Genomic DNA, 23,199 nt, shown 5'->3' on the forward strand with positions numbered 1-23,199 from the left:
CGCGGGCGACGCACGACGGCACGTCAGCAGAGGAAGGGGAGGCCGCCGCAGTCTATCCGGTTCGAACGAGCCGCGATCGCCGCCGTGCGCATCGGCATGGGCGGCGCGGCGGGAGCCCCGCCCCCACCTGCCGCCCCCTGCGGCTCAGGCGGCGATCTCGTCCACCAGCCGCGCCAGCATCAGGTCGCAGCGGGCGAGCTGGTCGCGGCTGACATATTCGTCCGGCTTGTGGGCGTCGCGTATGTCGCCCGGCCCGCACACCACGGTGGCGATGCCGAGCCTTTCGCGGAACAGCCCGCCCTCGGTGCCGAAGGCGATCTTGCGCAGCGGCCCGGCGCCGTTGAGGCGGCGCACCATCGCCACCACCTCGGCCTCGGGCGGCGTCTCCAGCCCGGGATAGGCGTTGACGATGTCGACCGAGACCCCGGTGCCGGGAAAGCGCGCCTGCGCCTGCCGGGTCAGCTCGGCCGCCCTGTCGAACAGCCGGTCCATCAGCCCGGCCGGGTCGTCGCCCGGCAGGTTGCGGATCTCGAAATCCACCGTGCAGGCGTTTGGCACGATGTTGAGCGCGGTGCCGCCGTGGATGGTGCCGGCATGGACGGTGGTGAAGGGCACGGCATAGGCGTCGTCCTGCGGGCCGGCGACCAGTTCGTCCTGCAGCGCCCGCATCGCGCCGACCATGTCGGTGGCGAGATGGATGGCGTTGAGCCCTTCCGGCGCGTGGCTGGAATGGCATTCCCGGCCCCGGCAGGTGACGCGCGCAGCCAGCTTGCCCTTGTGGGCGACCACGGTCTCCAGCAGGGTCGGCTCGCCGATGATGCACAGCGCCGGCAGGTCTGGCGCGCCGGCAAGCCGCTCGATCAGCCCGCGCACGCCGACGCAGCCGATCTCCTCGTCATAGCTGAAGGCGAGGTGCAGCGGCCGATTGAGCCGCCGCGTCGTCGCCGTCTCGGCCGCCGCCAGCGCGCAGGCGAGAAAGCCCTTCATGTCGCAGGTGCCGCGTCCCAGCAGCCGGTCCTCGCGGGCGGTGAGCCGGAACGGGTCGGTGCTCCACGCCTGCCCCTCCACCGGCACCACGTCGGTATGGCCGGAAAGCAGCACCCCGCCGCCGCCCTCCGGCCCGAGCACGGCGTGGAGATTGGCCTTGGTGCCGGCCGCGTTGGGCACCAGTGCCAGCCGCGCCCCCAGCGGCGCCAGCAGCGCGCGCACATAGTCGATCAGGGCGAGGTTGGACTCGCGGCTGACGGTGGGAAAGGCGACCAGCCGTTCCAGCAGGTCGATCGAGCGGGAAGAGGTCATGGGCGGCCGTCGGGCTGGGCGGGGGGAGGCGCTCGCCCGCAGGATGAAGCCTCGCCGCCGATCGGCAAAACAGCAATTTCCATAAAGCTGGATAGGAAAAGCTGAAGGTGTCGGCCGCGACCGGCCGGTCCCGCCACCGTTTACCCGGCGGCGCGGGCGAAGCTGCGCTCGAAACCGGCGGCGCGTTCGGCGATGTACCGCATGAAATCGTAGATCGGCCGTTCCAGATAGGAGAGGTGGCCGGCGCGGGCGCGGTCCGCCTTCATGCCGCGGAACACCTTCTCGGTGCAGCCGCGATCCTCCTCGTTCACCTCGTCCAGCAGGCCCTTGAGCGTGGCGAGGTACGCGTCGACTCGCGGATCGGCCATGAAGTCGGGCGAGAGGCCGCCGCCGAACAGCAGCGCCACCTTGTCCGGGCCCTGCGGGTGCAGCGAGAGATACCAGAAATAGCCCGGCGTCAGGGTGATGAGGTGGCTGGGGTAGAGCGCGAGCAGCGCCGTGGTCTTGCGCCAGTGGCCTTCCAGCCGCGTATTGGAGGGATGTGCGTTGCCGATCGGCAGCGAGGCTTCCTTGGTGATCCAGTGGTAGTTGAAGGCCGGCAGGCCCGGCGGGCACTCCATCTCCTCCAGCTTCGAATGGCCGCCGACGGTGGCGGCGTGGCACACCGGTAGGTGGTAGCTTTCCATGAAATTCTCGGCGAGCACCTTCCAGTTGGTGTCCCAGACATGGGTCTCGCGGAAGCACTCGACATAGTTCTCCATGCCGTAGGGGGCGATCATCGCCGCCAGCGGGGCGAGCGTCTCGGCCACCGGCGGCAGGGCGTCGTCGAGCGTGACGTAGATCCAGCCGAGCCACTCCTCGCAGCGTATGGCGGGCAGGGCGTAGTCCTCCTTGCAGAAGCCGGTGGTCTCGGCCATGAACGGCGCGCCGCGCAGCCGGCCGTCGAGGCCATAGGTCCAGGCATGGTAGGGGCAGACGATGGCGCGGCGGTTGCCCGTGCCCTCCAGCAGGGTCGACATGCGGTGCAGGCAGACATTGGAGAACGCCCTGAGGGTGCCGTCGCGGTCGCGCAGCACCATCACCGGCTGGCCGGCCAGCTCATGGGTCAGATAGTCGCCGGGCTCGCCCAGCGAACTCGCGCGGCCGACGCAGATCCATTCGCGGGCGAAGATGGTCTCCAGCTCGCGGGCGAGGAAATCCGGGCTGGTATAGACGCTCGGCGGCATCGCCCTCGCGTCCTCGAACGGACGGCCGGCGGCGGCCAGCAGCTCGGCGCAGGGGTTCTCGGCGCGAGGTTTCTCGGCTGAGCCGGGAGCGAGGGGCATGACGGCGATCCTGTCGTCGAACGGCATGGCGCCGTGGCAAGGGCTTTGACGCAGACTGGACCCGTCCTAACATAGACAAAAGCTCGATTTTCCGAGCATCGAGCCAGGTAAAACATGGTTTGCGGCTGATGGTTCGCTACACGCTCCGCCAACTCGGCTATTTCCGCGCCGTCGCCGAACAGGGCGGCATCGCGCCGGCGGCGCGGGCGCTCAACATCTCCCAGCCCTCGATCGCGCAGGCGCTGCAGAAGCTCGAGGGCGCTCTGGGCCTGACCCTGTTCGAGCGCCACCACGCGCGCGGGCTGACGCTGACGCTGCAGGGGCGGCTGTTTCTGCAGCATGCGGCGGCGCTGGCGGCCGGCGCCGAGCAGGTCGAGCGCGAGGCGCGGGCGCTGGCGGCGGAAACGGCGGGGGAGATAAGGCTCGGTGTCTTCCGCACCCTCGCCCCGTTCTACGCCGCCGAGCTGATACGCGGCTTCGCGCAGCAGGCGCCCGGCGTCGTAGTCCGCCCCGCCGAAATGGCGCTGACCGAGCTGGCCGAGGCGCTGCGCGCGGGCGAGATCGACCTCGCCCTGACCTATGACCGCGGCGCCGACCTCGCCGATCTGACGGTCCTTGAACTCGCCGCGCTGAAGCCGGTTGTGGTGGTGGCGGCCGACCATCCTCTGGCCGCGCGCGGCGCGGTGACATGGGGAGAGCTGGCGCGCGAGCCCTATGTGATGCTCGATGGGCCGGGCAGCCGGGCCTATTTCGAGGACTTGCTGGCGGAGGGCGGCATTGCCCCGCCGGTCGCCTATGTCTCCACCTCGCTGGAGGCGGTGCGCAGCGCGGTGGCGGCGGGCTTCGGCTTCACATTGCTGGTGATGCGCCCGCCCTCCGACATCACCTATGACGGGCGGCGGGTGACGACGCTGCCGATCGACGGCCCGGTGCGGGCGCTGCGCATCGTGCTCGCCGCGCGCTACGCTGCGCCGCGCGGCCTGCTGCGGCGATTCGCCGACCATGCCGCGCGCTATTTCGACGGCCAGGCGGCAGTCGAGACTTTGGCACGGAGAGCGGACGAATGAACCAGCAGACCGGCAATATGCGCGTCGATGGCGGGCGGCTGTGGAGCAGCCTGATGGAGATGGCGCAGATCGGCCCCGGCCTTGCCGGCGGCAACAACCGGCAGGCGCTGACCGATGCCGACCGCGAGGGCCGCCTGCTGTTCCAGCGCTGGTGCGAAGAGGCGGGCCTCACCGTCGGGGTCGACGCCATGGGCTCGATGTTCGCCCGCCGCGAAGGGACGGACGCCGACGCGCTGCCGATCCTCGTCGGCTCGCATCTCGACACCCAGCCGACCGGGGGCAAGTATGACGGCGTGCTCGGCGTGCTGGCGGCGCTGGAGGTGGTGCGCACCCTGAACGACCTCGGCCTGCGCACGCGGCGGCCGGTGGAGGTGGTGAACTGGACCAATGAGGAAGGCTCGCGCTTTCCCCCGGCGATGATCGCCTCCGGCGTCTATGCCGGCGTCCACACGCTGGACTGGGCGTATGAGCGCACCGACGCCGACGGGCGGCGCTTCGGCGACGAGCTGGAGCGCATCGGCTTCAAGGGCGAGGAGCCGGTGGGCCAGCGCAAGGGCCACGCCTATTTCGAGCTGCATATCGAGCAGGGGCCGATCCTGGAGGAGGAAGGCGTCGACATCGGCATCGTCACCCATGGCCAGGGGTTGCGCTGGGTCGAGGTGACGCTGACCGGGCGCGAGGCGCACACCGGCACCACGCCGATGGACCGCCGGCTGAATGCCAGCCTCGGCGCGGCCCGCATCATCGACCGCATCGAGACGATCACCCGCGCCCATGGGCCGAAGGCGGTGGGCGCGGTGGGGCAGCTGGTGTTCGCGCCGAACTCGCGCAACATCCTGCCCGGCAAGGTGGTGTTCACCGCCGATCTGCGCCATCCCGAACGGGCGGCGCTGAATTCCATGGCGGAGGCGGTGAAAGAGGCCGCGCGCGAGATCGCCGCCGCGCTCGGCATCGGCGTGTCGATCGAGGAAGTGGGCGCCTTCGACCCCACCGCCTTCGACGAGGGATTGCTGGCGGGGCTGCGCGCGGCGGCGGAGCGGCTCGGCTATTCCCACCGCGACATGGTATCGGGCGCCGGGCACGATGCCTGCTGGGTGGCGAAGACCATGCCCTCCGCCATGCTCTTCTGCCCCTGCGTCGACGGGCTCAGCCACAATGAGGCGGAAGAGATCACCCCGGAATGGGCCAGCGCCGGCGCCGACGTGCTGCTGCAGGCGGTGCTGCAGGCCGCCGAAGTGGCGGAATAGGCGCCGCGCCGCGCTCCCTTGCCTCATGCCCGGGCTTGACCCGGGCACCCGGAGCGGCGGGGCCTTTCGCGGCGGGAGTTTCGCGATCAGCCGTGCGCGGACGTAAAGGCTGGGTCCCCGGGCCACGCCCGGGGATAAGGGTGGGCGCTCAGGGTTTGCGCCAGAGCGCGGCGCCGCCGGTGAGGCCGGCGTCGTTGTCGGCGAGGCTGACATTGGCCGGCAGATCGATCTCGACATGCTTGGCGTTGCCGCCGCCGAGATAGAGATGGTCGTAGTGCAGCAGCACGTAGAGCAGCTCGATCACCCGCTGGACATGGTGGTTCCAGTGCTTCTTGCCGTGCTTCTCATAGGCGGCGACGCCGAGATATTCGTCATAGGTCAGGTTGTCGTGCACCGGATGGTGCGCCAGCTCCATATGCGGCATCAGATCGCCATCGCGGAACAGCGCGGTGCCGGCACCGGTGCCGAGGGTGAGCACCATTTCCACCCCCTTGCCGGAAACGATGCCGTAGCCCTGCATCTCGGCATCGTTGATCAGCCGCGCCGGGGCGCCGAGGCGGGCCGACAACGTGTCGGCGAGCGCGAATCCCTCCCACAGCTCGGTGCCGAGATTGGGCGCGGTCAGTACCTTGCCGTTGCGCACCACGCCGGGAAAGCCGATCGAGATCCGGTCGAAGGCGGGGTGCTTGGCCGCCATGCCGGCATAGGCCTCGACAAGGACCTGCGGCGGGCAGGGATGGGGCGTGTCGACCCGCTCGCGCTCCGAGATCATGGTGCCGTGGTCGTCGATGACCGCGCATTTCAGCCCGGTGCCGCCGACGTCGATCGCGAGAATGCCCGCCGCCTTGTCCGTCATGTCGTGCTCTCCTGGAGGCCCCCCGATCGGGCAAAATCGCCCGATCGGGGGAAAAACGCTCCATCATCAATACATTGGAACATTTCCCCGATGCGACAGTCGATCCGTCATCGTGGAAAATGCGCTAGCTCGACGCCTTCGCCGGCTCGGCGAAACGCCGGCTCACCTCATGCTCGTCCTCGTCGGCGCTGGCGTGGAACAGCGTGCCGTCGCCATCGACGGTGACGGAGAAGTCCTCGCCCTCCCACGTCCCGGCCTCGGGCCAGAAGAAGGTGAAGCGCAGGTGCCGGCCATGCTGCCTGACAGTGGTCGGCAGGTCGGCGATGTGGAAGCCGAAGCCGGAGGGCCGCGTCGGCGTGTCCTGCGTCGTGGTCCAGCCATCGAGCGACCAGTGGATGATCGCCGGCGCCGGCAGCTCCACCCGCAAGGCGAGGCCGGCGGGCACGGAACGCAGCTTCTGGTTGAAGTGCCAGAGCCGGCGCGGCGAGGTCACCTTGTCGACCAGATAGCGCTGGACGGTCTGCGGCGGGGTGTCGAACACCTTGCCGTCATGCAGCGAGCGCATCAGCTTGATGTGCTCGGAATGGGCCCAGACCAGCGGCATGGCGCTGCCCGAGGGGCGGCCCTTGAACAGCTCCCGCTCGGGAATGTCGTCCTGGTCCCATACCTGCTCGGGCAGCAGGCCGCCCGGGCCGGCGCAATCCTCCAGCGTGACCAGCAACTGCTCGGCGCGCACCAGATTGCCGGCGGCGATCTCGTAATGGGCGCGCTCGCCGGTGAGCAGCGGCCAGGCCCGGCCGACGCCGGTGCCGTCGAAAGGCGCGCCGTCCTCGTGCTCGCCATAGCCGTCGCCATTGTAGCGGTACCAGACCGGCCCCTGCGGCAGTTCCACCTTGAGGATGGCGTCGATGGCCTTGATGGTGGCGAGGATGCGCGGATCGTCCGGCGCGCGCAGGCCGAAACGCACCAGCGCCAGCGCGTCAGGCGAGATGAGCTGCGCCGCCGGCTGGTCGGTATCGGCCGGCGGGCGGTTCTTCACCGGCACGAAGCCGTCGAGCGGCGAGGCCGCGTCCGCCGTTTCCGGCGGGGCGACGCGCACATAATAGCCCTCGATCCCGAGCCGGTCGGCGAGATCGGTGCCGGTGGCGAAGGTCCAGTGCTCGATCGAATCGTTCCAGGCGTCGGCCTTCTCGCGCAGATACTGCGCCCGCTCCTTGTGGCCGAACTGGTCCATCATGTCGGCGGCGGCCAGCAGGGCGGCGATTTCCGCCGCCAGGGTGAAGGGCGAATAGCCGGCATCCTCCTCCCAGCGGTCCTGCCCGGTGACCGGGCCGTTGAGAACGATGAAGCGGGCGGCGCGCTCGATCATGTCCATGTAGGATTCAAGCTCGCCATGGGCGAAATGGCCGCCGCGGCGGATCATGTCGGCGAGCAGGATGGGGAAGGCGCACTCGTCCATCTGCACGCCGCCCCAATAGGGCACGCCGTCGAGCCAGACATTCTGCGACCAGTGGCCGTCCGGCTCCTGGATCGCGCGCAGATAGCCCAGCACCGCCTTCGCCTCCTCCGAGGCGCCGGCCGCGAGCAGGCCGCCAGCGTTCTCCACCAGGTCGCGCGGCCACACCAGATGGTAGCCGCCGATGTCCTCGTCGCCCTTGTTGAAGCCCCAGGGAATGGAGAGGCTGGCGATGATGGCGCCGGGCACCGAGTCGGGCTGGTGGGTGGCGAGCACGATGGTGCTGGCACGGTAGGTGTTGATGTTGGAGCGGTTCTGCGGGTGGTCGAGCGGCAGCAGCGTGCCCTGCCAGGCGCGCCAGCCCTGCACGAAGGTGCGGCGCAGTTCCTCGAAGCCTTCCTTCAGGCTGGAGACGGCGCGGAACCCGGCCTCCTCCGGCCGGGCGCCGAAGCCGAGCGCGACCAGCATCTCGCCGTCGCAGGCGGCAAGGTCGATCTCGGCGGCGAGCGCGATATTGCCGGATTCGGCGCGGCGGTAGCGCTCGTCCAGTGCGCCGTTTCGACTGAGCTGCTGCCAGCCGTCGGAGGTGCCGACATAGCCCACCGAGCGCGCCTTCCACGGCACCGAGCAGGCCAGCGCCAGCGACTGGCCGCGGCGGCCGGAGGCGAACACCATCGGCGTGCCCTTGTAGTCGCCGACCCAGCCTGTGTTGTCGGCCCCCACATTGATGAGGTGCGGCGCCAGCAGCGCGAACAGGCGGTAATCGGAGATGTCGCCGATCAGCGCCTCGAAGGTGATCTTCTGGATCAGCACCTCGCGGCGCGGATCGGTGAGGATCTGCTTCTGGATGCGCCAGCGCCCGTCATTGGCGGTGTTGAGCAGGTGATAGGCCGGCACGCCGTGTTCGAGCACGCCGACCTCGTGATCGGCATCGCGCTTCTCCTCGGCGAAATAGCCGTCCGGCCCGGTGACCAGAAAGCCGAAATCGCGGGTGCAGGCGGTGTCGACGCGGGGGTAGTAGATCTCGTTGAGGATGCCGTGGCTCAGGGTGAACCAGAGCCGGCTCGCCGCGGTGCGCGCCGTGCCGACACCGACCTTGGCGCTCGACGTCCAGCGAGCGGGGCCCCCGGGGCCGCCCGGCGGTGTCAGATCTCCATCGTCGCTCATCGCTTCCCCCTGACGCGCCCTGAGAACGGGCGATCTCTCATTCTGAGGGGCGGGCCGAATCCGGCACGCGGCACCCCCAGGCACCACGCCGGAAACCTGCGAGAGATTTGCTGTGCGGTCAATCGGGCATCGGCCTCGCCCGGCGCTCCGGCGCCCGCGCGCCCCGCCGGCACCCGAGGAGGCCGGTGGGTGGCGATGACGTGCGCACGTCAAACCACCTCATTCCGCTGCGCGCCGCCCGGCCGTCAGCGGCCGTCACGGAGGGCGCGCCTGACGCCCGCCGACACGCCGGGCGCGCCGAAACGCGCGAATGATCCGGTCACGCGGCCCGTTCACGACCCGTTGAACGCGGAGGCGGCCCGGTCCGCTGCGCCGCCTCCGCTCCGGGCCGGGCTCGGGGGGTCGGGAAGGGAGTGACGTACGTACATCATGTTTCCCCTTGAAGGCGACGCGAGAACTCCGTTACGTTACGGACAGCCAATCAAAAGAACAGAATTGTTGGCCGGCTTGCCGGTCGGGAGGAAAACATGCGGACCATCAAGGGGCCGGGCCTGTTTCTGGCCCAGTTCATCGGCACTGACGCGCCGTTCGACAGCTGGCACAACATCACACGCTGGGCCGCCGAGTGCGGCTATGAGGGCGTGCAGGTGCCGACCAGCGACCCGCGCATTCTCGATCTCGACCAGGCGGCCGCCTCGCGCGACTGGTGCTCGGAATGGGCCGGGCAGGGGTCGCAGAACGGTGTCGTGGTCACTGAACTGTCCACCCACCTGCAGGGGCAGCTGGTGGCGGTCCACCCCGCCTATGACGCGATGTTCGACGGCTTCGCGGCGCCCGAGGTGCGCGGCAACCCCGCCGCGCGGCAGCAATGGGCGGTCGACCAGATGAAGAAGGCGCTCACCGCCTCGAAGCATCTCGGCCTCACCGCCATGGTGACGTTCTCCGGCGCGCTGGCCTGGCCCTATGTGTACCCGTGGCCGCAGCGTCCGGCCGGGCTGGTGGAGGAGGCCTTCGACGAACTGGCCCGCCGCTGGCGCCCGCTGCTCGACGTCGCCGACGAATGCGGCGTCGACCTGTGCTTCGAGATTCATCCGGGCGAGGATCTGCACGACGGCGACACGTTCGAGATGTTCCTGGAGCGGGTCGATAATCATCCGCGCGCCAAGATGCTCTACGACCCCTCGCACTATGTGCTGCAGCAGCTCGACTATCTCGACCATCTCGACATCTATGCCGAGCGCATCGGCATGTTCCATGTGAAGGACGCCGAGTTCAACCCGACCGGCCGCAAGGGCGTCTATGGCGGCTACCAGCCCTGGCTGAAGCGGGCCGGGCGGTTCCGCAGCCCCGGCGACGGGCAGGTCGATTTCAGCGCCATCTTCTCCAAGCTCGCGGCGATGGATTTCGACGGCTGGGCGGTGGTCGAATGGGAATGCTGCCTCAAGCATCCCGAGGACGGCGCGCGCGAGGGTGCCGATTTCGTGCGGAGCCACATCATCCGCGTCACCGAGAAGGCGTTCGACGATTTCGCCGCCGGCGCCACCGACCGGAACGCCAATCGCGCCCTGCTGGGGCTCGACCGATGAGCGGCGGTTCCCCCACGCCTCATGCCCCGCTGCGCCTCGGCATGGTCGGCGGCGGCGCGGGCGCCTTCATCGGCGCGGTGCACCGCATCGCCGCCCGGCTCGACGGCGAGTTTCAGCTCGTTGCCGGCGCGCTCTCCTCCACCCCGGAAAAGTCCCGCGCCTCGGCTGAGGCGCTAGGGATTGCTCGCGCCTATGACGACTATCTCGCCATGGCCAAGGGCGAGGCGCGGCGCAAGGACGGCATCGACGCGGTGGCGATCGTCACCCCCAACCACATGCATGCCGGCCCGGCGATCGAATTTCTCAAGCGCGGCATCCATGTCATCTGCGACAAGCCGCTGACCGCGACCATGGCCGAGGCGAGGAAGCTGGCCAAGGTGGCTTCAACGGCCGACGCGCTGTTCGTGCTGACCCACAACTACACCGGCTATCCGATGATCCGGCAGGCCCGCGCCATGGTGGCGGCGGGCGAGATCGGCCGCCTCCGCCTCGTGCAGGTGGAATATGTGCAGGACTGGCTGACCGAGGCGGCGGAGAAGGCCGGCTCCAAGCAGGCGGAATGGCGCACCGACCCCGAGCGCTCCGGCGCCGGCGGGGCGACGGGGGACATCGGCACCCATGCCTACAACCTCGCCTGCTTCGTCTCCGGCCTGACGCCTGAGGCGCTGGCGGCGGACCTCTCCATCTTCGTGCCCGGCCGCGCGCTGGACGATAACGCCCATGTGCTGCTGCGCTTCGAGGGCGGGGCGCGCGGCATGCTGTGGGCGAGCCAGGTGGCGCCCGGCAACGAGAACGGGCTGCGGCTGCGCCTCTATGGCGACAAGGGCGGGCTGGAATGGGCGCAGGAGGACCCGAACTATCTCTGGCACGCCCCCTTCGGCGAGCCGCGCCGGCGCATCACCCGCAACGGCGCGGGAGCCGGCCCCGAGGCCGGCCGGGTCTCGCGCATTCCGCCCGGCCATCCCGAGGGCTATCTCGAAGGCTTCGCCAATATCTATGCCGAGGCGGCGCGCGCCATCCGCGCCCACCGGAAGGGCGAGCCGGCGCCGGAGGACGTCGTCTTCCCCACATTGGCGGACGGGCTGGCCGGCATGCGTTTTGTGGAAGCCTGCGTGCAGTCCTCCCGGCGCAATGCCGGCTGGGTGACGCTGTGAGCGGCGCTGCGGTGCTCGAACTCGTCGATGTGCGCAAGAGCTTCGGCCCGATCGAGATATTGCACGGCATCGACTTCGCGCTCCATGCCGGGGAGGTGCACGCGCTGATCGGCGAGAACGGCGCCGGCAAGTCGACCATCATGAAGATCCTCGGCGGGTTCCTCGCGCCGACTTCCGGCGCGGTGCGGCTCGACGGGGCGCCAGCGCCCTACACCACCGGCGCCCAGGCGGAGGCGGCCGGCGTGGTGGTGATCCACCAGGAGTTCAACCTCGCCCCCGACCTCACCGTGACCGAGAATATCTGGCTGGGGCGCGAACTGGGCGGGCTGTTCCTCGACCACCGGGCAATGCGCGCGGGGGCGCAGGCGCTGCTCGACCAGCTCGACAGCCCGATCCGCCCCGAGGCGCGCATCCGCGACCTGCCCGTTTCCGACCGGCAGATGGTGGAGATCGCCAAGGCGCTGTCGCGAAACGCGCGCGTGCTGATCATGGACGAGCCTTCCGCCGTGCTGACGCATCGCGAGGTCGAGGTGCTGTTCCGCCAGATCGAGCGGCTGCGCGCGCAAGGGGTGGCGCTGCTCTACACCTCGCACCGGCTGGAGGAGATCACCCGCCTCGCCGACCGCCTCACCGTGCTGCGCGACGGGGCGGTGGTGCGGCGGGCCGGGCGCGGGGAATTGACCGAGGACGGCATGGCCACCGCCATGGTCGGGCGCGACCTGCAGGACATCTACCCGCCCAAGCGCCACCATGCCGGCTCGGTGGCGCTGGAGGTGCGCGGCTTCTGCGTGCCGCCGCTGGTGCGGGACGTCTCCTTCACGCTGCGGCGCGGCGAGGTGCTGGGCATTTCCGGCCTCGTCGGCTCGGGCCGCACCGAGCTGGCCGAGGGGCTGGTCGGCCTGCGCCCGGCCACCGGCGAGATATTGCGCCACGGCGTGCCGGTCGTCCTCGGCTCGGTCCGCGAGGCCGCCGCCCACGGCATGGCGTATCTCACCGAGGACCGGAAGGAACACGGCCTGCTGCTCGACAAGAACCTCACCGAGAACCTCACCTTGTCGACGCTCGCCCGCTTCGGCTCGCCCTTCATCAAGGCGGCCCGCGAGGAAGAGGCGCTGACCAAGGCGATCGGCGATTTCGACATCCGCGCCCCGCGCCGCGACATGAAGGTGGGCAACCTCTCCGGCGGCAACCAGCAGAAGCTGCTGCTCGCCAAGACCATGCTCGGCGATCCCGAGGTGGTGATCATCGACGAGCCGACGCGCGGCATCGATGTCGGCACCAAGAGCCAGATCTACGCCTTCATCGACGCGCTGGCCGCCGAGGGGCGCAGCGTCGTCGTCATTTCCTCCGACATGCCGGAAATCCTCGGCCTGTCCGACCGGGTGCTGGTGATGCGCCATGGCCGGCTGGCCGGCGAACTCGAGGGCGCGCGTGTCACCGAGACCGACGTGGTGCGCCTGGTGATGGGCACACAGGAAACGGAAACCGAAACCGAAACCGGCACGCCAGCAACAGGGACGCCGGCAACAGGAACGCCGGCAACAGGCACGCCGGACACGGCGGCCACACGGGCTTCAGGGAGCGCCTCGCATGTCTGACCTCACGCGCTCCGATACCACGCGGCCTTCCCTCGCCGCGCGCCTGCCCGGCCTGTCCGCGCTCGGCCCACTGCTGGCGCTGGTCCTGCTGGTCGCGCTCGGCGCCTATCTCAACGACAATTTCCTCTCCGCCGGCAACGTCACCAACGTGCTCGCCCGCTCCGCCTTCATCGGCATGATCGCGGTAGGCATGACCTTCGTCATCACCTCCGGCGGGCTCGACCTCTCGGTCGGCTCGATGGCGGCCTTCATCGCCGGGGTGATGATCCTCGCCATGAACGCCCTGCTGCCGATGATGGGCGTCGGCCTGCCGCTGATCCTGGCCGGCATGGCCATCGCGCTCGGCGCCGGCCTGCTGGCCGGGCTCGGCAACGGGCTGTTGGTCACCAAGGCGCGGATCGAGCCGTTCATCGTCACGCTCGGCACCATGGGCATCTTCCGCTCGCTGGTGACGTGGCTGGCCGATGGCGGCACCATCAGCCTCGATTTCGGCGTGCGGCAGTTCTACCGGCCGGTGTATTATTCCGGCCTGTTCGGCATCGCCTGGCCGATCATCGTGTTCGCCATCGTCGCCATTGCCGGGCAGGTGGTGATGCGCCACACCCGCTTCGGGCGCTATTGCGAGGCGATCGGCTCCAACGACAAGGTGGCGCTGTATTCGGCGGTGAATGTCGAGCGCATAAGGCTGATGACCTATGTGCTGCTCGGCCTGCTGGTCGGGCTCGCCACCATCATGTACGTGCCGCGCCTCGGCTCGGCTTCGGGCTCCACCGGCATGCTGTGGGAGCTGGAGGCGATCGCCGCCGTCATCATCGGCGGCACCGCGCTCAAGGGCGGCTATGGCCGGGTGTGGGGCACGGTGATCGGCGTGCTGATCCTGAGCCTGATCGACAACATCCTCATTCTGGCGGACCTCGTCTCCCCCTATCTCAACGGGACGATCCAGGGCGTCATCATCGTGCTCGCGGTGGTTCTCCAGCGCAGCAAATCATCCGCCTGAGAGCGGAACAACGGGAGGAAATCACAATGGAACGCAGGACATTCCTCACAACCACCGCCATCGGCGCAGCCACCGCCGCCGCCGGTTTCTCGCTGCCCGCCATGGCGCAGGGCAAGAAGGCGGTGATCGGCGTCTCGATCCCCTCCGCCACCCACGGCTATATGGGCGGGCTGAACTGGCACGCGCAGGAGACCATCAAGCGGCTGAAGGCGACCTATCCCAACCTCGAATTCGTGCTCGCCACCGCCGGCGCGGTGGGCAAGCAGGTGAACGACATTGAGGACATGGTGGCCACCCGTAACATCGACGCGCTGGTGGTGCTGCCGTTCGAATCCGAGCCGCTGACCAGCCCGGTCAAGGCGGTGAAGGACGCCGGCAAATGGGTGACGGTGGTCGATCGCGGCCTCTCCCAGCCCGGCATCGAGGATCTCTATGTCGCCGGCGACAACACCGCCTTCGGCCGGGTCTCCGGCGAGTATTTCAAGGCCAACCTGAAGCCCGGCGCCAAGATCGTGGTGCTGCGCGGCATCCCCACCACGCTCGACAATGAGCGGGTCGACGCCTTCCAGGCCGCCATCGACGGCTCGGGGATCGAGATCCTCGACATGCAGCACGGCAACTGGAACCGGGACAAGGCGTTCTCGGTGATGCAGGACTACCTGTCCAAGCACAAGCAGATCGACGCCGTGTGGGCGGCCGACGACGACATGGCGATCGGCGTGATGGAAGCCATCGCCCAGGCCGGGCGGCAGAAGGAGATGTGGATCGTCGGCGGCGCCGGCATGAAGGAGATCGTCAAGCGGGTGATGGACAAGGACCCGCAGATCCCGGTCGACGTCTCCTACACGCCGGGGCAGATTTCCACCGCGCTGGAAGTCACCGCCCTGCGCTTCGTCTCCGACACCCCGGTCTATGGCCGCTTCATCATCGGCTCGACGCTGATCACGCCGGAGAACGCGGCGCAGTTCTACTTCCCCGACAGCCCGTTCTGATGTCGCGACGGGCCGGCGGAACAGGCCGGCCCGCCCGCTCCCGCTACCAGCGGGCGATGCGCGGCGCCAGCAGCGCCCCGAGGGCGGCGAGGCCGAGAATGGCGAGGCTGTACCAGGTGGCGACGAAGAGCGGCGAATCATCCGGGCAGTGGGCGGCGTAGAAGGCCCCCGCCAGCCCGCCGGCGAGCAGGCCGGCCACCGCCCCGGCCAGCACCGGGCGGGTGGTCGCGCCATGGCGCAGCGCCAGCAGGAAAATGGCGAGCGGCCCGGCGCCGATCAGCGGGATGAAGGTGAGGCACAGCCGGCTGTTGGTGCCGATGAGCCGCGCCAGCCAGTCCGCCTCCGGCACCGCCGCCAGTTCCAGCATCACCGCGACCGCGAGCAGCGCCGGCGCCACCAGCAGCCAGGGCACGAGCCGGCCGACGTCGCCGCCCGGGCGGGCGAGGGTGCGCAGCACCTGGAAGGCGCCCGCGGCCAGCGCCAGCGTCACCGCGAACTTCGCCACGAAGCGCGCCTGTTCCAGCGACGCCACCGCATCGGCGCGCGGGCCGAGCGCGAGCATGAACACCGTGCCGCCGAGCAGGACGGCCAGCATGCCGGCCAGCAGCCACGCCGTGCCGAGCGGCGTCGGCCGGCGGCCGGCATCGGCGGAAATGGCCCTGATGAGATCGTCCGTGTTCATCTCAGTCCCGTCCAAAACGCCGCGCGATCGCGGCCAGTCCCCGGTGCAGCGCCACCCGCACCGCCGTCTCCTTCATGCCGAGCTGCTGCGCCGTCTCCTTGATGGAGCGGCCCTCGACCGAGATCGCCGCCACCACGGTGCGTGGGCCCGGCGCCAGGCTCGCCAGCGCCCGGCCGATATCGCGCTCGCTCACGGTCTCGACATCGGGCTGGGCATAGGTCTCGGCGATGTGGTCGAGGTCGACCTCCATCCGGCGCCCGCGCCGGCGGTAGGCGTCGATCAGCTTGTGCCGCGCGATGGTGAGCACCCAGGGCAGCACCGCGCTGTCCGGCATCCATGTGTGCCGTTTCAGGTGGATCGCCAGCAAGGTCTCCTGCACCACATCCTCCGGGTCGATGCCGCCCTGCGCGGTGCGCGAGCTGACATAGGACCGCACGCGCCGCGCGACCCGTTCGAGAAACCGCGCATAGCTGCGCTCGTCTCCCGCGATGGCGGAGCGCAGCAGGTCGCCGAGTTCCCGGTCATCGCTGCCGTTCACGCTTCGTCTCTCCCTTACGCACCGCGACCCCCGGATGTTACGCGCCGGCGGAAACAGCGTCCAATGGGACGCGGCCGCACAGGGCGGAAAGGAGGCGGCACGCAGGCAATGCAGACGGCCCCCGCGCCCCGCGCAGGCGGGACCGGAGGCCGTTGCCGGTTCGAGCGGGGGGCGCGCGCTCAGCGGCGATACAGGCGCCCGACGCGGTGATCCAGCGAGACCCGCCCGGGGCCATGGGCCATGATGGCGAGCGCCATGGCGGCCCAGGTCAGGTGGATGGGCCAGCCATCCGGCACGGTGAGCTGCACCACGGCGGTCATCGCCAGCAGGCCGAGCGCGGCGAAGCGGGTGCCGAGGCCCAGCACCAGAAGCACCGGCAGCACGATTTCGGCGGCGCCGGCGAGAAAGGCCACCAGCGCCGGCGCCGGGAAGGGATAGGGGCCGCCCGGCAGGTGCAGCATGAACTCGTCGGTGAACAGCGTCACCGCGATCTCGTTGAGCTGGAGGAAACCGTCCCATTTCAGCATGCCGGATTTCGAGAACGGCACCGCCAGCGCCAGCCGCAGGGCGAGTTGCACCAGCGCGGGCCGGGCCAGCGCCTGAACCAGCCCGGCCGCCCGCTCGACCAGCGCCGCGAGGCGGGCGGCGGGGGTGGCCGGCTCCGCCGGCTGTTCCATCGGGGTCATGGCAGGTCTTCCCAGGTGAGGCGCGCAAAGGCGCCGGCCTCGAACAGCGCGGCGATGCCGGCGCCGACATCGAAGGCGGGCGCCGCCTCCAGCGCGCGAGCGGCGGCCTCGCCGAGGGGACGGCCGGCGGCAAGCGCCGCGACCAGGGCCGCCCCGCCCGGCGGCAGATGGCGCACCTCCACCTCGAAGGCGGGGCGGGTGATCAGCGCCTCTTCCGGCACGCCGGCATCGATGGTGCCGGCGGTCGCCCCGGCCCGGTTGGCGGCGAAGATCGTCGTCGCCGCGTAGGGCGAACGGACTAGGCGCATCGCTGGATGCGGCGCGAAGGTGACGTCCGCCAGCCGGTCCGGCGGCACGGCGGCGAGCGCGCCGGGCGCCAGCGGCGCCGCGTCGGCGGCATGATAGGCGTCGAGCCAGCCGCGCTCGATGCGCGCCACATCGGCGAGAAAGGGCATGGCGCGCGCATATTCATAGCGGGCTATGAAGGCCGGGAAATCGTGGCCATAGTCGAACAGCAGCGGCGAGGCCGGCGGCGTCTCGCGGGTATGGAAGCGCGCCATGGCGCGGAAGAATTCCACGCCGGTGATGCGCTGCACCGCCGGATAGATCGCCGCCAGCGCGTCGGTCAGGCTCACCGTGACGTTGTTGCGGTACACATTGTAGCGGCGGACCGCCTGCTTGCCGTTCGGGCCGGCGAGGATGGCGGGGGTCGCCCGCGTGGGATCGGTGAGCGCGTGGGCGAACGGCCCGGCATAGTCCGGCCGCGGCCGGGACAGATGGTCAGGCGACATGGCGGGCCCCGCGTGCGGTTTCGCGAGCGGCGCGGCCGGCGTCGTGCGCGGCGTGGCGGTCGAGGATCGCCTGCGCGGCCTGCGCTTCGGCCTTCAGGACCGGCCATTCGGGAATGTTGCTGTCCCATTCGACCAGCGTCGGCACCGGCCCGCGCCGGGAGATGACGATCTCGAACAGCTTCCACACCGCATCGGCCACCGGGCCGTCATGGCTGTCGATCAGCAGCAGGTCGCCCTCGTCGTCGGCCTGCGCGGCATGGCCGGCGAGATGGATCTCGCCGACGGCGGCGAACGGGAAATCGCTGAGATAGTCGAGCGCCGAGGCGCCCTGATTGGTGGCCGAGACGAAGACGTTGTTCACGTCCAGCAGCAGCCCGCAGCCGGTGCGCTGCGCGAGCGCGCGGATGAACGCGGTCTCCGGCATCGTCGATTCGCGGAAGGTGAGGTAGGTGGAGGGGTTTTCCAGCAGGAGCGGGCGCCCGATCGCCGCCTGCACCTCGTCGATATGGTCGCAGACCGTGCGCAGCGTGGCCTCGGTGTAGGGCAGCGGCAGCAGGTCGTTGAAGAAGGCGGTCTCGTGCGTCGACCAGGCCAGGTGCTCCGACACCAGCGCCGGCTCGTAGCGGTCGACGAGGTCCCTGAAGCGGGCGAGATGGCCGCGGTCGAGCGGCTGCGGGCCGCCGATCGACATGCACACGCCATGCAGCGAGACCGGGTTGTCGCGGCGGATCATCTCCAGCGCGCGGTGCGGCGGGCCGCCGGCACCCATGTAGTTCTCGGCGTGGACCTCGAAGAAGCCCTTCGGCGTGCCGTCGGCGAGGATCGCGTCGAGATGCTCGTGCTTGAAGCTGGTGCCGGCCAACCCGGCGAGAGGGTGCGCCGGAAAGCGCGGACGCTCCGCGGGTGCGGCAGTGATGTCGGCTGTTGCGTTCATGTCGGGTCTGCCCTTTCCGGCGCGCATGTGAGGTGCGGGACGGCGGATCAGATCGGCTTCAGCGAGCCGTGCTTGCCATTGGGAAGCACGATCGAGGCGCAGGTGCCGCCGGCGACGAACTTCCACGCATTGCCCTGGAAATCCACGGTCGAGGTGCCCTGGCAGGTGGTGCCGGGACCGGCGGCGCAATCGTTCTGGCCCTTCAGCGCGACGCCGTAGCACTTCTCCTTGTGGGCGGCGGCGGCGGCCTCGCCCTCGGCCTTGGTGAGGGGCGCGGCGCCCGCCAGCGAAGCGAAGGCGGTGGCGACGGCGCCGGCCAGAATGGCCGAGCTGACAACGTTCTTGACGGACATGGGGTCTCTCCATTGCTGGTGTCCGTAACGGACACGGCAGCACTACGGCGCCCGGGAAGGGCCCGTTACAGCGCGGCGCGGATTTTTTCGTTCCGCCCGGCGCGCGGGCCGGCCTGCGCGGCGCCGGCGCGGTGTGGGGGCGGCTTCGCCACATGTCTTTGCCGGCTGTTTGAATTCGGTGTAATGAACGCTCTCCCCCGCCCAATACCGTCCGCCGGTGCGTGGCGGGGCCGTGCCCTGGCGTGCCCTCGGCGACGCCGCCGGGCCGTCATGGAGATGTCAGGCCGCTGCCCTAGAGGGGGTGCCGGCGATCCCTGTGCCCCCTATGGTGACCCAAGAGCGTGACTTCCATGAAAGCGACGAGCGGCAACCCTCCAGCGTCGCCCGTCAGCGCGGCCTTCGCCTCCTGCCGGAGCGTGCTGATCGGCATCGGCGCCCTGAGCTGCGTCATCAACATATTGATGCTGACCGGCCCGTTCTTCATGCTGCAGATCTATGATCGCGTGCTGGCGAGCCGCAGCCTGCCCACGCTTGTCGCGCTGCTGGTCCTCGCCATGGTGCTCTATGCGTTCCAGGGCGTGCTCGATCTGCTGCGCGCGCGCGTGCTGGTCGGCCTCGGCATGCGGCTCGACGCCCGGCTGCGCCCGCTGTCCTTCGACCTCATGTCGGCCCTCGTGCTCAGGCGCGGGCGCGACGGCAACGGCCAGCAGCCGGTGCGCGATCTCGACCAGGTGCGCCAGTTCCTGTCCGGCCAGGGGCCGGTGGCGATCTTCGACCTCCCCTGGATGCCGCTCTATCTCGGCGTGCTGTTCCTGTTCCACCCGGTGTTCGGCCTGATCGGCCTCGCCGGCGTCGTCGTGCTCTGCGCCTTCATGCTGGTCACCGAGTTCGCCACCCGGGCGCCGACCCGCATCGCCGCCCGCCGTTCCTCGACCCGCAACGGGCTGGCGGAAACCTATTGCCGCAATGTCGAGACCATCACCGCGATGGGCCTGACGGCGACCATGCGCAACCGCTGGTTCGACGCCCATGCCGCCTATCTCGACGACAACCAGCGCGCCGTGAACGTGGCGGGCGATCTGGCCTCGATCAGCAAGGTGTTCCGCTTCCTGCTGCAGTCGCTGATGCTCGCCGCCGGTGCGTGGCTGGTCATCGAGGGGGAGGCGTCGTCGGGGGCGATGATCGCCTCGTCGATCCTGTCGTCGCGGGCGCTGGCCCCGGTCGAGCTTGCCATCTCGAACTGGCGCGGCTTTGTGGCGGCGCGGCAGGCCCATGCCAGGCTTTCGGCGCTGTCGGTGGAGTTTCCGCCCGCCCCCCAGCCCATGCCGCTGCCCGCCCCGGCCGCGCGGCTCGATGTCGCCGCACTGGCGGTGGCGCCTCCCGGCCAGACCCGGCCGACCATCAGCGGCGTGTCCTTCGCGGTCGAGGCGGGGAGCGCGGTCGGCGTGATCGGCCACAGCGGATCGGGCAAATCGACCCTTGCCCGCGGGCTGGTCGGGGCGTGGCCGTCCTCCAAGGGCAGCGTGCGCCTCGACGGCGCGGCGATCGAGCACTGGGACCGCGACGCGCTCGGCGCCCATATCGGCTACCTCCCGCAGGATATCGAACTGTTCGACGGCACGGTGGCCGAGAACATCGCCCGGTTCCGCGCCGATGCGCCGCCCGCCGCCATCATCGCCGCCGCCGAGCGGGCCGGCGTGCACGAACTCATCCTGCGGCTGCCGGGCGGCTACGACACACGGCTCGGCGAGGGCGGCATCGCGCTCTCGGCCGGCGAGCGGCAGCGTGTGGCGCTGGCGCGCGCGCTCTATGGCGAGCCGTTCCTCATCGTTCTCGACGAGCCCAATTCCAATCTCGACGCCGATGGCGAGTCCGCGCTGACGCGGGCGATCATGTGGGCGCGGGAAGCCCGGCGCGTCGTCATCGTCATCGCCCATCGGCCCAGCGCGCTGGCGGCGGTCGATCTCGTGCTCATGATGGGCGCCGGCCAGCAGCAGGCCTTCGGCCCGAAGGAGCAGGTTCTGGGCAAGGTTCTCAAGCCGCCGGTGGCCGCATGATCAATCGTCTGTTCAGGTTTCTGCGGGCGCGGCTCGCCCGCCTCTCGCCGGCGGCCAGCGTGACCGACGACGGTGTGGACCGGCATTTGTGGCTGGGGCTCGTCGTCGTGCTGTTCCTCGTCGTCGGCTGCGGCGGCTGGGCGGCGACCGCCGCGCTCAACGGGGCGGTGCTGGCGGTGGGCACGGTGGTGGTGGAGAGCCACGCCAAGCGCATCCAGCACCCCGAGGGCGGCGTGGTCGGCGAGATAAGGGTGCGCAACGGCCAGAAGGTGGAAGCCTCGGACGTGCTGCTGCGGCTCGACGACACCGTGACGCGGGCCAATCTGGCGGTCGTCGACACCCAGCTGGTGGAACTGGCCGCCCGCCGCGCCCGGCTGGAGGCCGAGCGCGATTCCCGGCCCGAGATCCGCTATCCCGACGAGCTTCTGTCGCGGCGCGCGGAAGAGAATGCGGGCCGGGCGATCGACGGCGAGATCAGCCTCTTCAATTCCCGCCGCGCCGCCCAGGAGGGCCAGGTGCTGCAGATGCGGGCCCGCATCGAGCAGCTCGTCGACGAGGCCGCGGGCCTGTCGGCCCAGATCGAGGCCAAGAGCGCGGAGCTGGTCTATATCGCCGAGGAGATCGCCGGCGCCACCGAATTGCTGGCCAAGGGGCTGACGCCGTTGACGCGCCTGCGCTCGCTGCAGCGGGAGAAGGTGCGCATCGAGGGCGAGCGCGGCCAGCTCCAGGCGGAACTGGCGCGCTCGCGCGGGCGCACCAGCGAAACCGAATTGCAGATCATCCAGATCGACCAGGACATGCGCGCCGAGGTGATCAAGGATCTGCGCGAGATCGAGGGCAAATGGGCCGAGCTTCAGGAACGCCGCATCGCGGCGCAGGACAAGCTGACCCGCGTCGAGCTTCTGGCCCCGATCGCCGGCGTGGTGCACGAACTCGCCACCCATACGGTCGGCGGGGTGATCGCGCCCGGCGAGACGGCGATGCTGATCGTGCCCGAACACGACAAGCTGGTGGTGGAGATCCATGTCAACCCGGTCGATATCGACCAGGTGGCGCTGGCGCAGCCGGCCATGGTGCGGCTCTCGGCCTTCAGCCAGAAGACCACGCCGGAGCTGAAGGGCGAGGTTACCCGCATCGCGGCCGATCTCACCAAGGACGAGAAGGCCGGCACCAGCTTCTATGTCGTGCAGGTCGCCTTGCCGGCGCAGGAGATCGAAAAGCTGAACGGGCTGCATCTCCTGCCGGGCATGCCGGCCGAGGTGCATCTGCAGACCGGCCAGCGCACGGCGCTGAGCTACCTCGTCAAGCCGCTTCGGGATCAGATAGCGCGGGCGATGCGGGAGGAGTGAAGGTCGCGGCGGCGCAGGCGAAGAATTCCGCGATGATCGGAAGCCGCCGCCGCTCGTCGAGGCAGACCAGATACTCGTCGATGGCGAGCGGCGCGTCCCTCAAGGGAAGAAAGCGCAGCCGGGAGTCAAAGCCGAATTCCAGATCGGCCACCACGCCGGCGCCGAAGCCGGCGGCGACCGCCTCGCGCACGCCCTCGCGGGTCGAGACCTCGAGGATCGGCCCGAGCGTGATGTTCTGCAAAGCGAGGTTCTGCTCGAAGACTTCGCGCGTGCGCGAGCCGCGCTCGCGCAGAACGAACGGGCAGTCCCGCAGATCGGCCAGATAAAGTTCCGAACGCGCGGTCCAGGGGTGCCGTTCGGGCAGGAACACCCCGATCTTCATCGAGGAGAGGGGGCGGACGTGAAGCCGCCCGTCGGTCGGAAGCTGGGCGGTGATGCCGATATCGGCGCGGTATTCCAGAAGTTGCTCGATGACGCTGTCCGAGTTCTGGACGATGAGCGAGAACACCAGCTTCGGCCGCTGCTGCTTCAGCGCCCGCAATATCGGCAGCGAATGCACCACGCCGTCGGCGGCGACGCGCAGGCGCCCGCCTTCGATCTGCCGGCTCTTGAGCAGGGTGCGCGCCTCCGCCAGCGCACCGAACAGGCGCGATGTCACCTTGTACAGCGCCTCCCCGTCCGGCGTCAGCGTGACGCCGCGCGCCTTGCGCTCGAACAGCGCCATGCCGGAGGCGGCCTCCAGCTGGCGGACCTGGCCGGAAAGGGTGGACTGGCTGACCGATATGCCGCGCGCGGCCTGCGAATAGCTGCCGGCCGAGGCGACGAAATGGAAAGCGCGAAGCTGGGTAACCGACATGATTCTCACCTGCCCTTTGCGGCCGAGGCCATGCCGTCAGCGGTAGGCTGCTGGAGAGTTACAGGCGTGTACCGATAGTTGTGCGCGCGGTGGCTATAAACGGAGATCGGCATGGTGAAGGACAATTTACCAGATCAAGAGATTCCGAATTGTGACAGGTTGCTTGTTACCACCAACTTCCCTCGGGCAAAGCTTTATCAAGGCGC

Annotated in this window: 20 protein-coding genes; 9 read left to right on the forward strand and 11 right to left on the reverse strand. The window is 69.8% G+C overall.

The genetic code is table 11. The features are described 5' to 3' along the window. Positions 1-144 precede the first annotated feature (144 nt). Complete coding sequence (gene argE / locus KHC23_RS15150) at positions 145-1,299, reverse strand: acetylornithine deacetylase (RefSeq protein WP_213373493.1); 1,155 nt, start codon at positions 1,297-1,299, stop codon at positions 145-147. A gap of 140 nt (positions 1,300-1,439) precedes the next feature. Next, on the reverse strand, positions 1,440-2,624 hold the full coding sequence (locus KHC23_RS15155) for an aromatic ring-hydroxylating oxygenase subunit alpha (RefSeq protein ID WP_213373494.1): 1,185 nt from the start codon (positions 2,622-2,624) through the stop codon (positions 1,440-1,442). Positions 2,625-2,752: 128 nt separating this feature from the next. On the opposite strand from KHC23_RS15155, the gene KHC23_RS15160 reads away from it, so the two are divergent. Then, the gene (locus KHC23_RS15160) at positions 2,753-3,691 is read left to right on the forward strand and encodes a LysR family transcriptional regulator (RefSeq protein ID WP_213373495.1); all 939 of its coding nucleotides are present in this window, start codon (positions 2,753-2,755) and stop codon (positions 3,689-3,691) included. Then, on the forward strand, positions 3,688-4,938 hold the full coding sequence (locus KHC23_RS15165; RefSeq protein ID WP_213373496.1) for a Zn-dependent hydrolase: 1,251 nt from the start codon (positions 3,688-3,690) through the stop codon (positions 4,936-4,938). The genes KHC23_RS15160 and KHC23_RS15165 overlap by 4 nt, the downstream gene beginning before the upstream one ends. Positions 4,939-5,086: 148 nt before the next feature. Here KHC23_RS15165 and KHC23_RS15170 read toward each other — a convergent pair whose 3' ends face one another. Further along, the gene (locus KHC23_RS15170; RefSeq protein ID WP_213373497.1) at positions 5,087-5,794 is read right to left on the reverse strand and encodes an ROK family protein; all 708 of its coding nucleotides are present in this window, start codon (positions 5,792-5,794) and stop codon (positions 5,087-5,089) included. A gap of 124 nt (positions 5,795-5,918) precedes the next feature. Next, positions 5,919-8,417: a glucan 1,4-alpha-glucosidase gene (locus KHC23_RS15175; RefSeq protein WP_213373498.1), complete on the reverse strand. Its 2,499-nt coding sequence runs from the start codon at positions 8,415-8,417 to the stop codon at positions 5,919-5,921. A 527-nt stretch (positions 8,418-8,944) separates the two neighbouring features. Between KHC23_RS15175 and KHC23_RS15180 the strand changes: the two genes are divergently transcribed. The 5 genes from KHC23_RS15180 to KHC23_RS15200 are packed head-to-tail and all read left to right on the forward strand — an operon-like array spanning position 8,945 to position 14,747. Beyond that, positions 8,945-10,003 (forward strand): sugar phosphate isomerase/epimerase family protein, encoded by a 1,059-nt coding sequence (locus KHC23_RS15180; protein ID WP_213373499.1) that lies wholly within the window; start codon positions 8,945-8,947, stop codon positions 10,001-10,003. Beyond that, complete coding sequence (locus KHC23_RS15185; protein WP_246544633.1) at positions 10,000-11,157, forward strand: Gfo/Idh/MocA family protein; 1,158 nt, start codon at positions 10,000-10,002, stop codon at positions 11,155-11,157. Before KHC23_RS15180 ends, KHC23_RS15185 begins: the two co-directional genes overlap by 4 nt. Then, the gene (locus KHC23_RS15190) at positions 11,154-12,755 is read left to right on the forward strand and encodes a sugar ABC transporter ATP-binding protein (RefSeq protein ID WP_271188689.1); all 1,602 of its coding nucleotides are present in this window, start codon (positions 11,154-11,156) and stop codon (positions 12,753-12,755) included. Before KHC23_RS15185 ends, KHC23_RS15190 begins: the two co-directional genes overlap by 4 nt. Further along, positions 12,748-13,755: an ABC transporter permease gene (locus tag KHC23_RS15195; RefSeq protein WP_213373500.1), complete on the forward strand. Its 1,008-nt coding sequence runs from the start codon at positions 12,748-12,750 to the stop codon at positions 13,753-13,755. The genes KHC23_RS15190 and KHC23_RS15195 overlap by 8 nt, the downstream gene beginning before the upstream one ends. A 26-nt stretch (positions 13,756-13,781) precedes the next feature. Beyond that, the gene (locus KHC23_RS15200) at positions 13,782-14,747 is read left to right on the forward strand and encodes an ABC transporter substrate-binding protein (protein WP_213373501.1); all 966 of its coding nucleotides are present in this window, start codon (positions 13,782-13,784) and stop codon (positions 14,745-14,747) included. A gap of 43 nt (positions 14,748-14,790) precedes the next feature. Here KHC23_RS15200 and KHC23_RS15205 read toward each other — a convergent pair whose 3' ends face one another. The 6 genes from KHC23_RS15205 to KHC23_RS15230 form a co-directional block, all read right to left on the reverse strand. Next, positions 14,791-15,429 (reverse strand): NrsF family protein, encoded by a 639-nt coding sequence (locus KHC23_RS15205; RefSeq protein WP_213373502.1) that lies wholly within the window; start codon positions 15,427-15,429, stop codon positions 14,791-14,793. Position 15,430: 1 nt separating this feature from the next. Beyond that, a complete protein-coding gene (locus KHC23_RS15210; protein ID WP_213373503.1) occupies positions 15,431-15,967 on the reverse strand; it encodes a sigma-70 family RNA polymerase sigma factor in 537 nt (178 codons plus the stop codon). 179 nt (positions 15,968-16,146) lie between these two features. Further along, entirely contained in the window at positions 16,147-16,653 is a 507-nt protein-coding gene (locus KHC23_RS15215) for a DoxX family protein (protein ID WP_373878525.1), read from the reverse strand. Beyond that, positions 16,650-17,444, reverse strand: coding sequence for an HvfC/BufC N-terminal domain-containing protein (locus KHC23_RS15220; RefSeq protein WP_213373504.1), 795 nt, complete (start codon positions 17,442-17,444; stop codon positions 16,650-16,652). Before KHC23_RS15220 ends, KHC23_RS15215 begins: the two co-directional genes overlap by 4 nt. Continuing rightward, positions 17,434-18,378 (reverse strand): MNIO family bufferin maturase, encoded by a 945-nt coding sequence (gene bufB, locus KHC23_RS15225; protein ID WP_213373505.1) that lies wholly within the window; start codon positions 18,376-18,378, stop codon positions 17,434-17,436. Before bufB ends, KHC23_RS15220 begins: the two co-directional genes overlap by 11 nt. Positions 18,379-18,425: 47 nt before the next feature. Beyond that, complete coding sequence (locus KHC23_RS15230; protein WP_213373506.1) at positions 18,426-18,731, reverse strand: BufA1 family periplasmic bufferin-type metallophore; 306 nt, start codon at positions 18,729-18,731, stop codon at positions 18,426-18,428. A 350-nt stretch (positions 18,732-19,081) separates the two neighbouring features. Between KHC23_RS15230 and KHC23_RS15235 the strand changes: the two genes are divergently transcribed. After that, positions 19,082-20,788, forward strand: coding sequence for a type I secretion system permease/ATPase (locus tag KHC23_RS15235; protein WP_213373507.1), 1,707 nt, complete (start codon positions 19,082-19,084; stop codon positions 20,786-20,788). Continuing rightward, positions 20,785-22,137, forward strand: coding sequence for an HlyD family type I secretion periplasmic adaptor subunit (locus tag KHC23_RS15240; protein WP_213373508.1), 1,353 nt, complete (start codon positions 20,785-20,787; stop codon positions 22,135-22,137). Before KHC23_RS15235 ends, KHC23_RS15240 begins: the two co-directional genes overlap by 4 nt. Here the strand turns inward: KHC23_RS15240 and KHC23_RS15245 are convergent. Next, the gene (locus tag KHC23_RS15245; RefSeq protein WP_213373509.1) at positions 22,091-22,993 is read right to left on the reverse strand and encodes a LysR family transcriptional regulator; all 903 of its coding nucleotides are present in this window, start codon (positions 22,991-22,993) and stop codon (positions 22,091-22,093) included. The genes KHC23_RS15240 and KHC23_RS15245 overlap by 47 nt on opposite strands. Positions 22,994-23,199 lie beyond the last annotated feature (206 nt).

The sequence above is a fragment of the Ancylobacter dichloromethanicus genome (assembly GCF_018390645.1).
Lineage (GTDB): Bacteria > Pseudomonadota > Alphaproteobacteria > Rhizobiales > Xanthobacteraceae > Ancylobacter > Ancylobacter dichloromethanicus.

What these genes read in the sequence shown, in the direction of transcription:
- argE (WP_213373493.1), bottom strand. Translation starts at nt 1,299, where the DNA reads ATGACCTCTTCCCGCTCGATCGACCTGCTGGAACGGCTGGTCGCCTTT.
- KHC23_RS15155 (WP_213373494.1), bottom strand. Translation starts at nt 2,624, where the DNA reads ATGCCCCTCGCTCCCGGCTCAGCCGAGAAACCTCGCGCCGAGAACCCC.
- KHC23_RS15160 (WP_213373495.1), top strand. Translation starts at nt 2,753, where the DNA reads ATGGTTCGCTACACGCTCCGCCAACTCGGCTATTTCCGCGCCGTCGCC.
- KHC23_RS15165 (WP_213373496.1), top strand. Translation starts at nt 3,688, where the DNA reads ATGAACCAGCAGACCGGCAATATGCGCGTCGATGGCGGGCGGCTGTGG.
- KHC23_RS15170 (WP_213373497.1), bottom strand. Translation starts at nt 5,794, where the DNA reads ATGACGGACAAGGCGGCGGGCATTCTCGCGATCGACGTCGGCGGCACC.
- KHC23_RS15175 (WP_213373498.1), bottom strand. Translation starts at nt 8,417, where the DNA reads ATGAGCGACGATGGAGATCTGACACCGCCGGGCGGCCCCGGGGGCCCC.
- KHC23_RS15180 (WP_213373499.1), top strand. Translation starts at nt 8,945, where the DNA reads ATGCGGACCATCAAGGGGCCGGGCCTGTTTCTGGCCCAGTTCATCGGC.
- KHC23_RS15185 (WP_246544633.1), top strand. Translation starts at nt 10,000, where the DNA reads ATGAGCGGCGGTTCCCCCACGCCTCATGCCCCGCTGCGCCTCGGCATG.
- KHC23_RS15195 (WP_213373500.1), top strand. Translation starts at nt 12,748, where the DNA reads ATGTCTGACCTCACGCGCTCCGATACCACGCGGCCTTCCCTCGCCGCG.
- KHC23_RS15200 (WP_213373501.1), top strand. Translation starts at nt 13,782, where the DNA reads ATGGAACGCAGGACATTCCTCACAACCACCGCCATCGGCGCAGCCACC.
- KHC23_RS15205 (WP_213373502.1), bottom strand. Translation starts at nt 15,429, where the DNA reads ATGAACACGGACGATCTCATCAGGGCCATTTCCGCCGATGCCGGCCGC.
- KHC23_RS15215 (WP_373878525.1), bottom strand. Translation starts at nt 16,653, where the DNA reads ATGACCCCGATGGAACAGCCGGCGGAGCCGGCCACCCCCGCCGCCCGC.
- KHC23_RS15220 (WP_213373504.1), bottom strand. Translation starts at nt 17,444, where the DNA reads ATGTCGCCTGACCATCTGTCCCGGCCGCGGCCGGACTATGCCGGGCCG.
- bufB (WP_213373505.1), bottom strand. Translation starts at nt 18,378, where the DNA reads ATGAACGCAACAGCCGACATCACTGCCGCACCCGCGGAGCGTCCGCGC.
- KHC23_RS15230 (WP_213373506.1), bottom strand. Translation starts at nt 18,731, where the DNA reads ATGTCCGTCAAGAACGTTGTCAGCTCGGCCATTCTGGCCGGCGCCGTC.
- KHC23_RS15235 (WP_213373507.1), top strand. Translation starts at nt 19,082, where the DNA reads ATGAAAGCGACGAGCGGCAACCCTCCAGCGTCGCCCGTCAGCGCGGCC.
- KHC23_RS15240 (WP_213373508.1), top strand. Translation starts at nt 20,785, where the DNA reads ATGATCAATCGTCTGTTCAGGTTTCTGCGGGCGCGGCTCGCCCGCCTC.
- KHC23_RS15245 (WP_213373509.1), bottom strand. Translation starts at nt 22,993, where the DNA reads ATGTCGGTTACCCAGCTTCGCGCTTTCCATTTCGTCGCCTCGGCCGGC.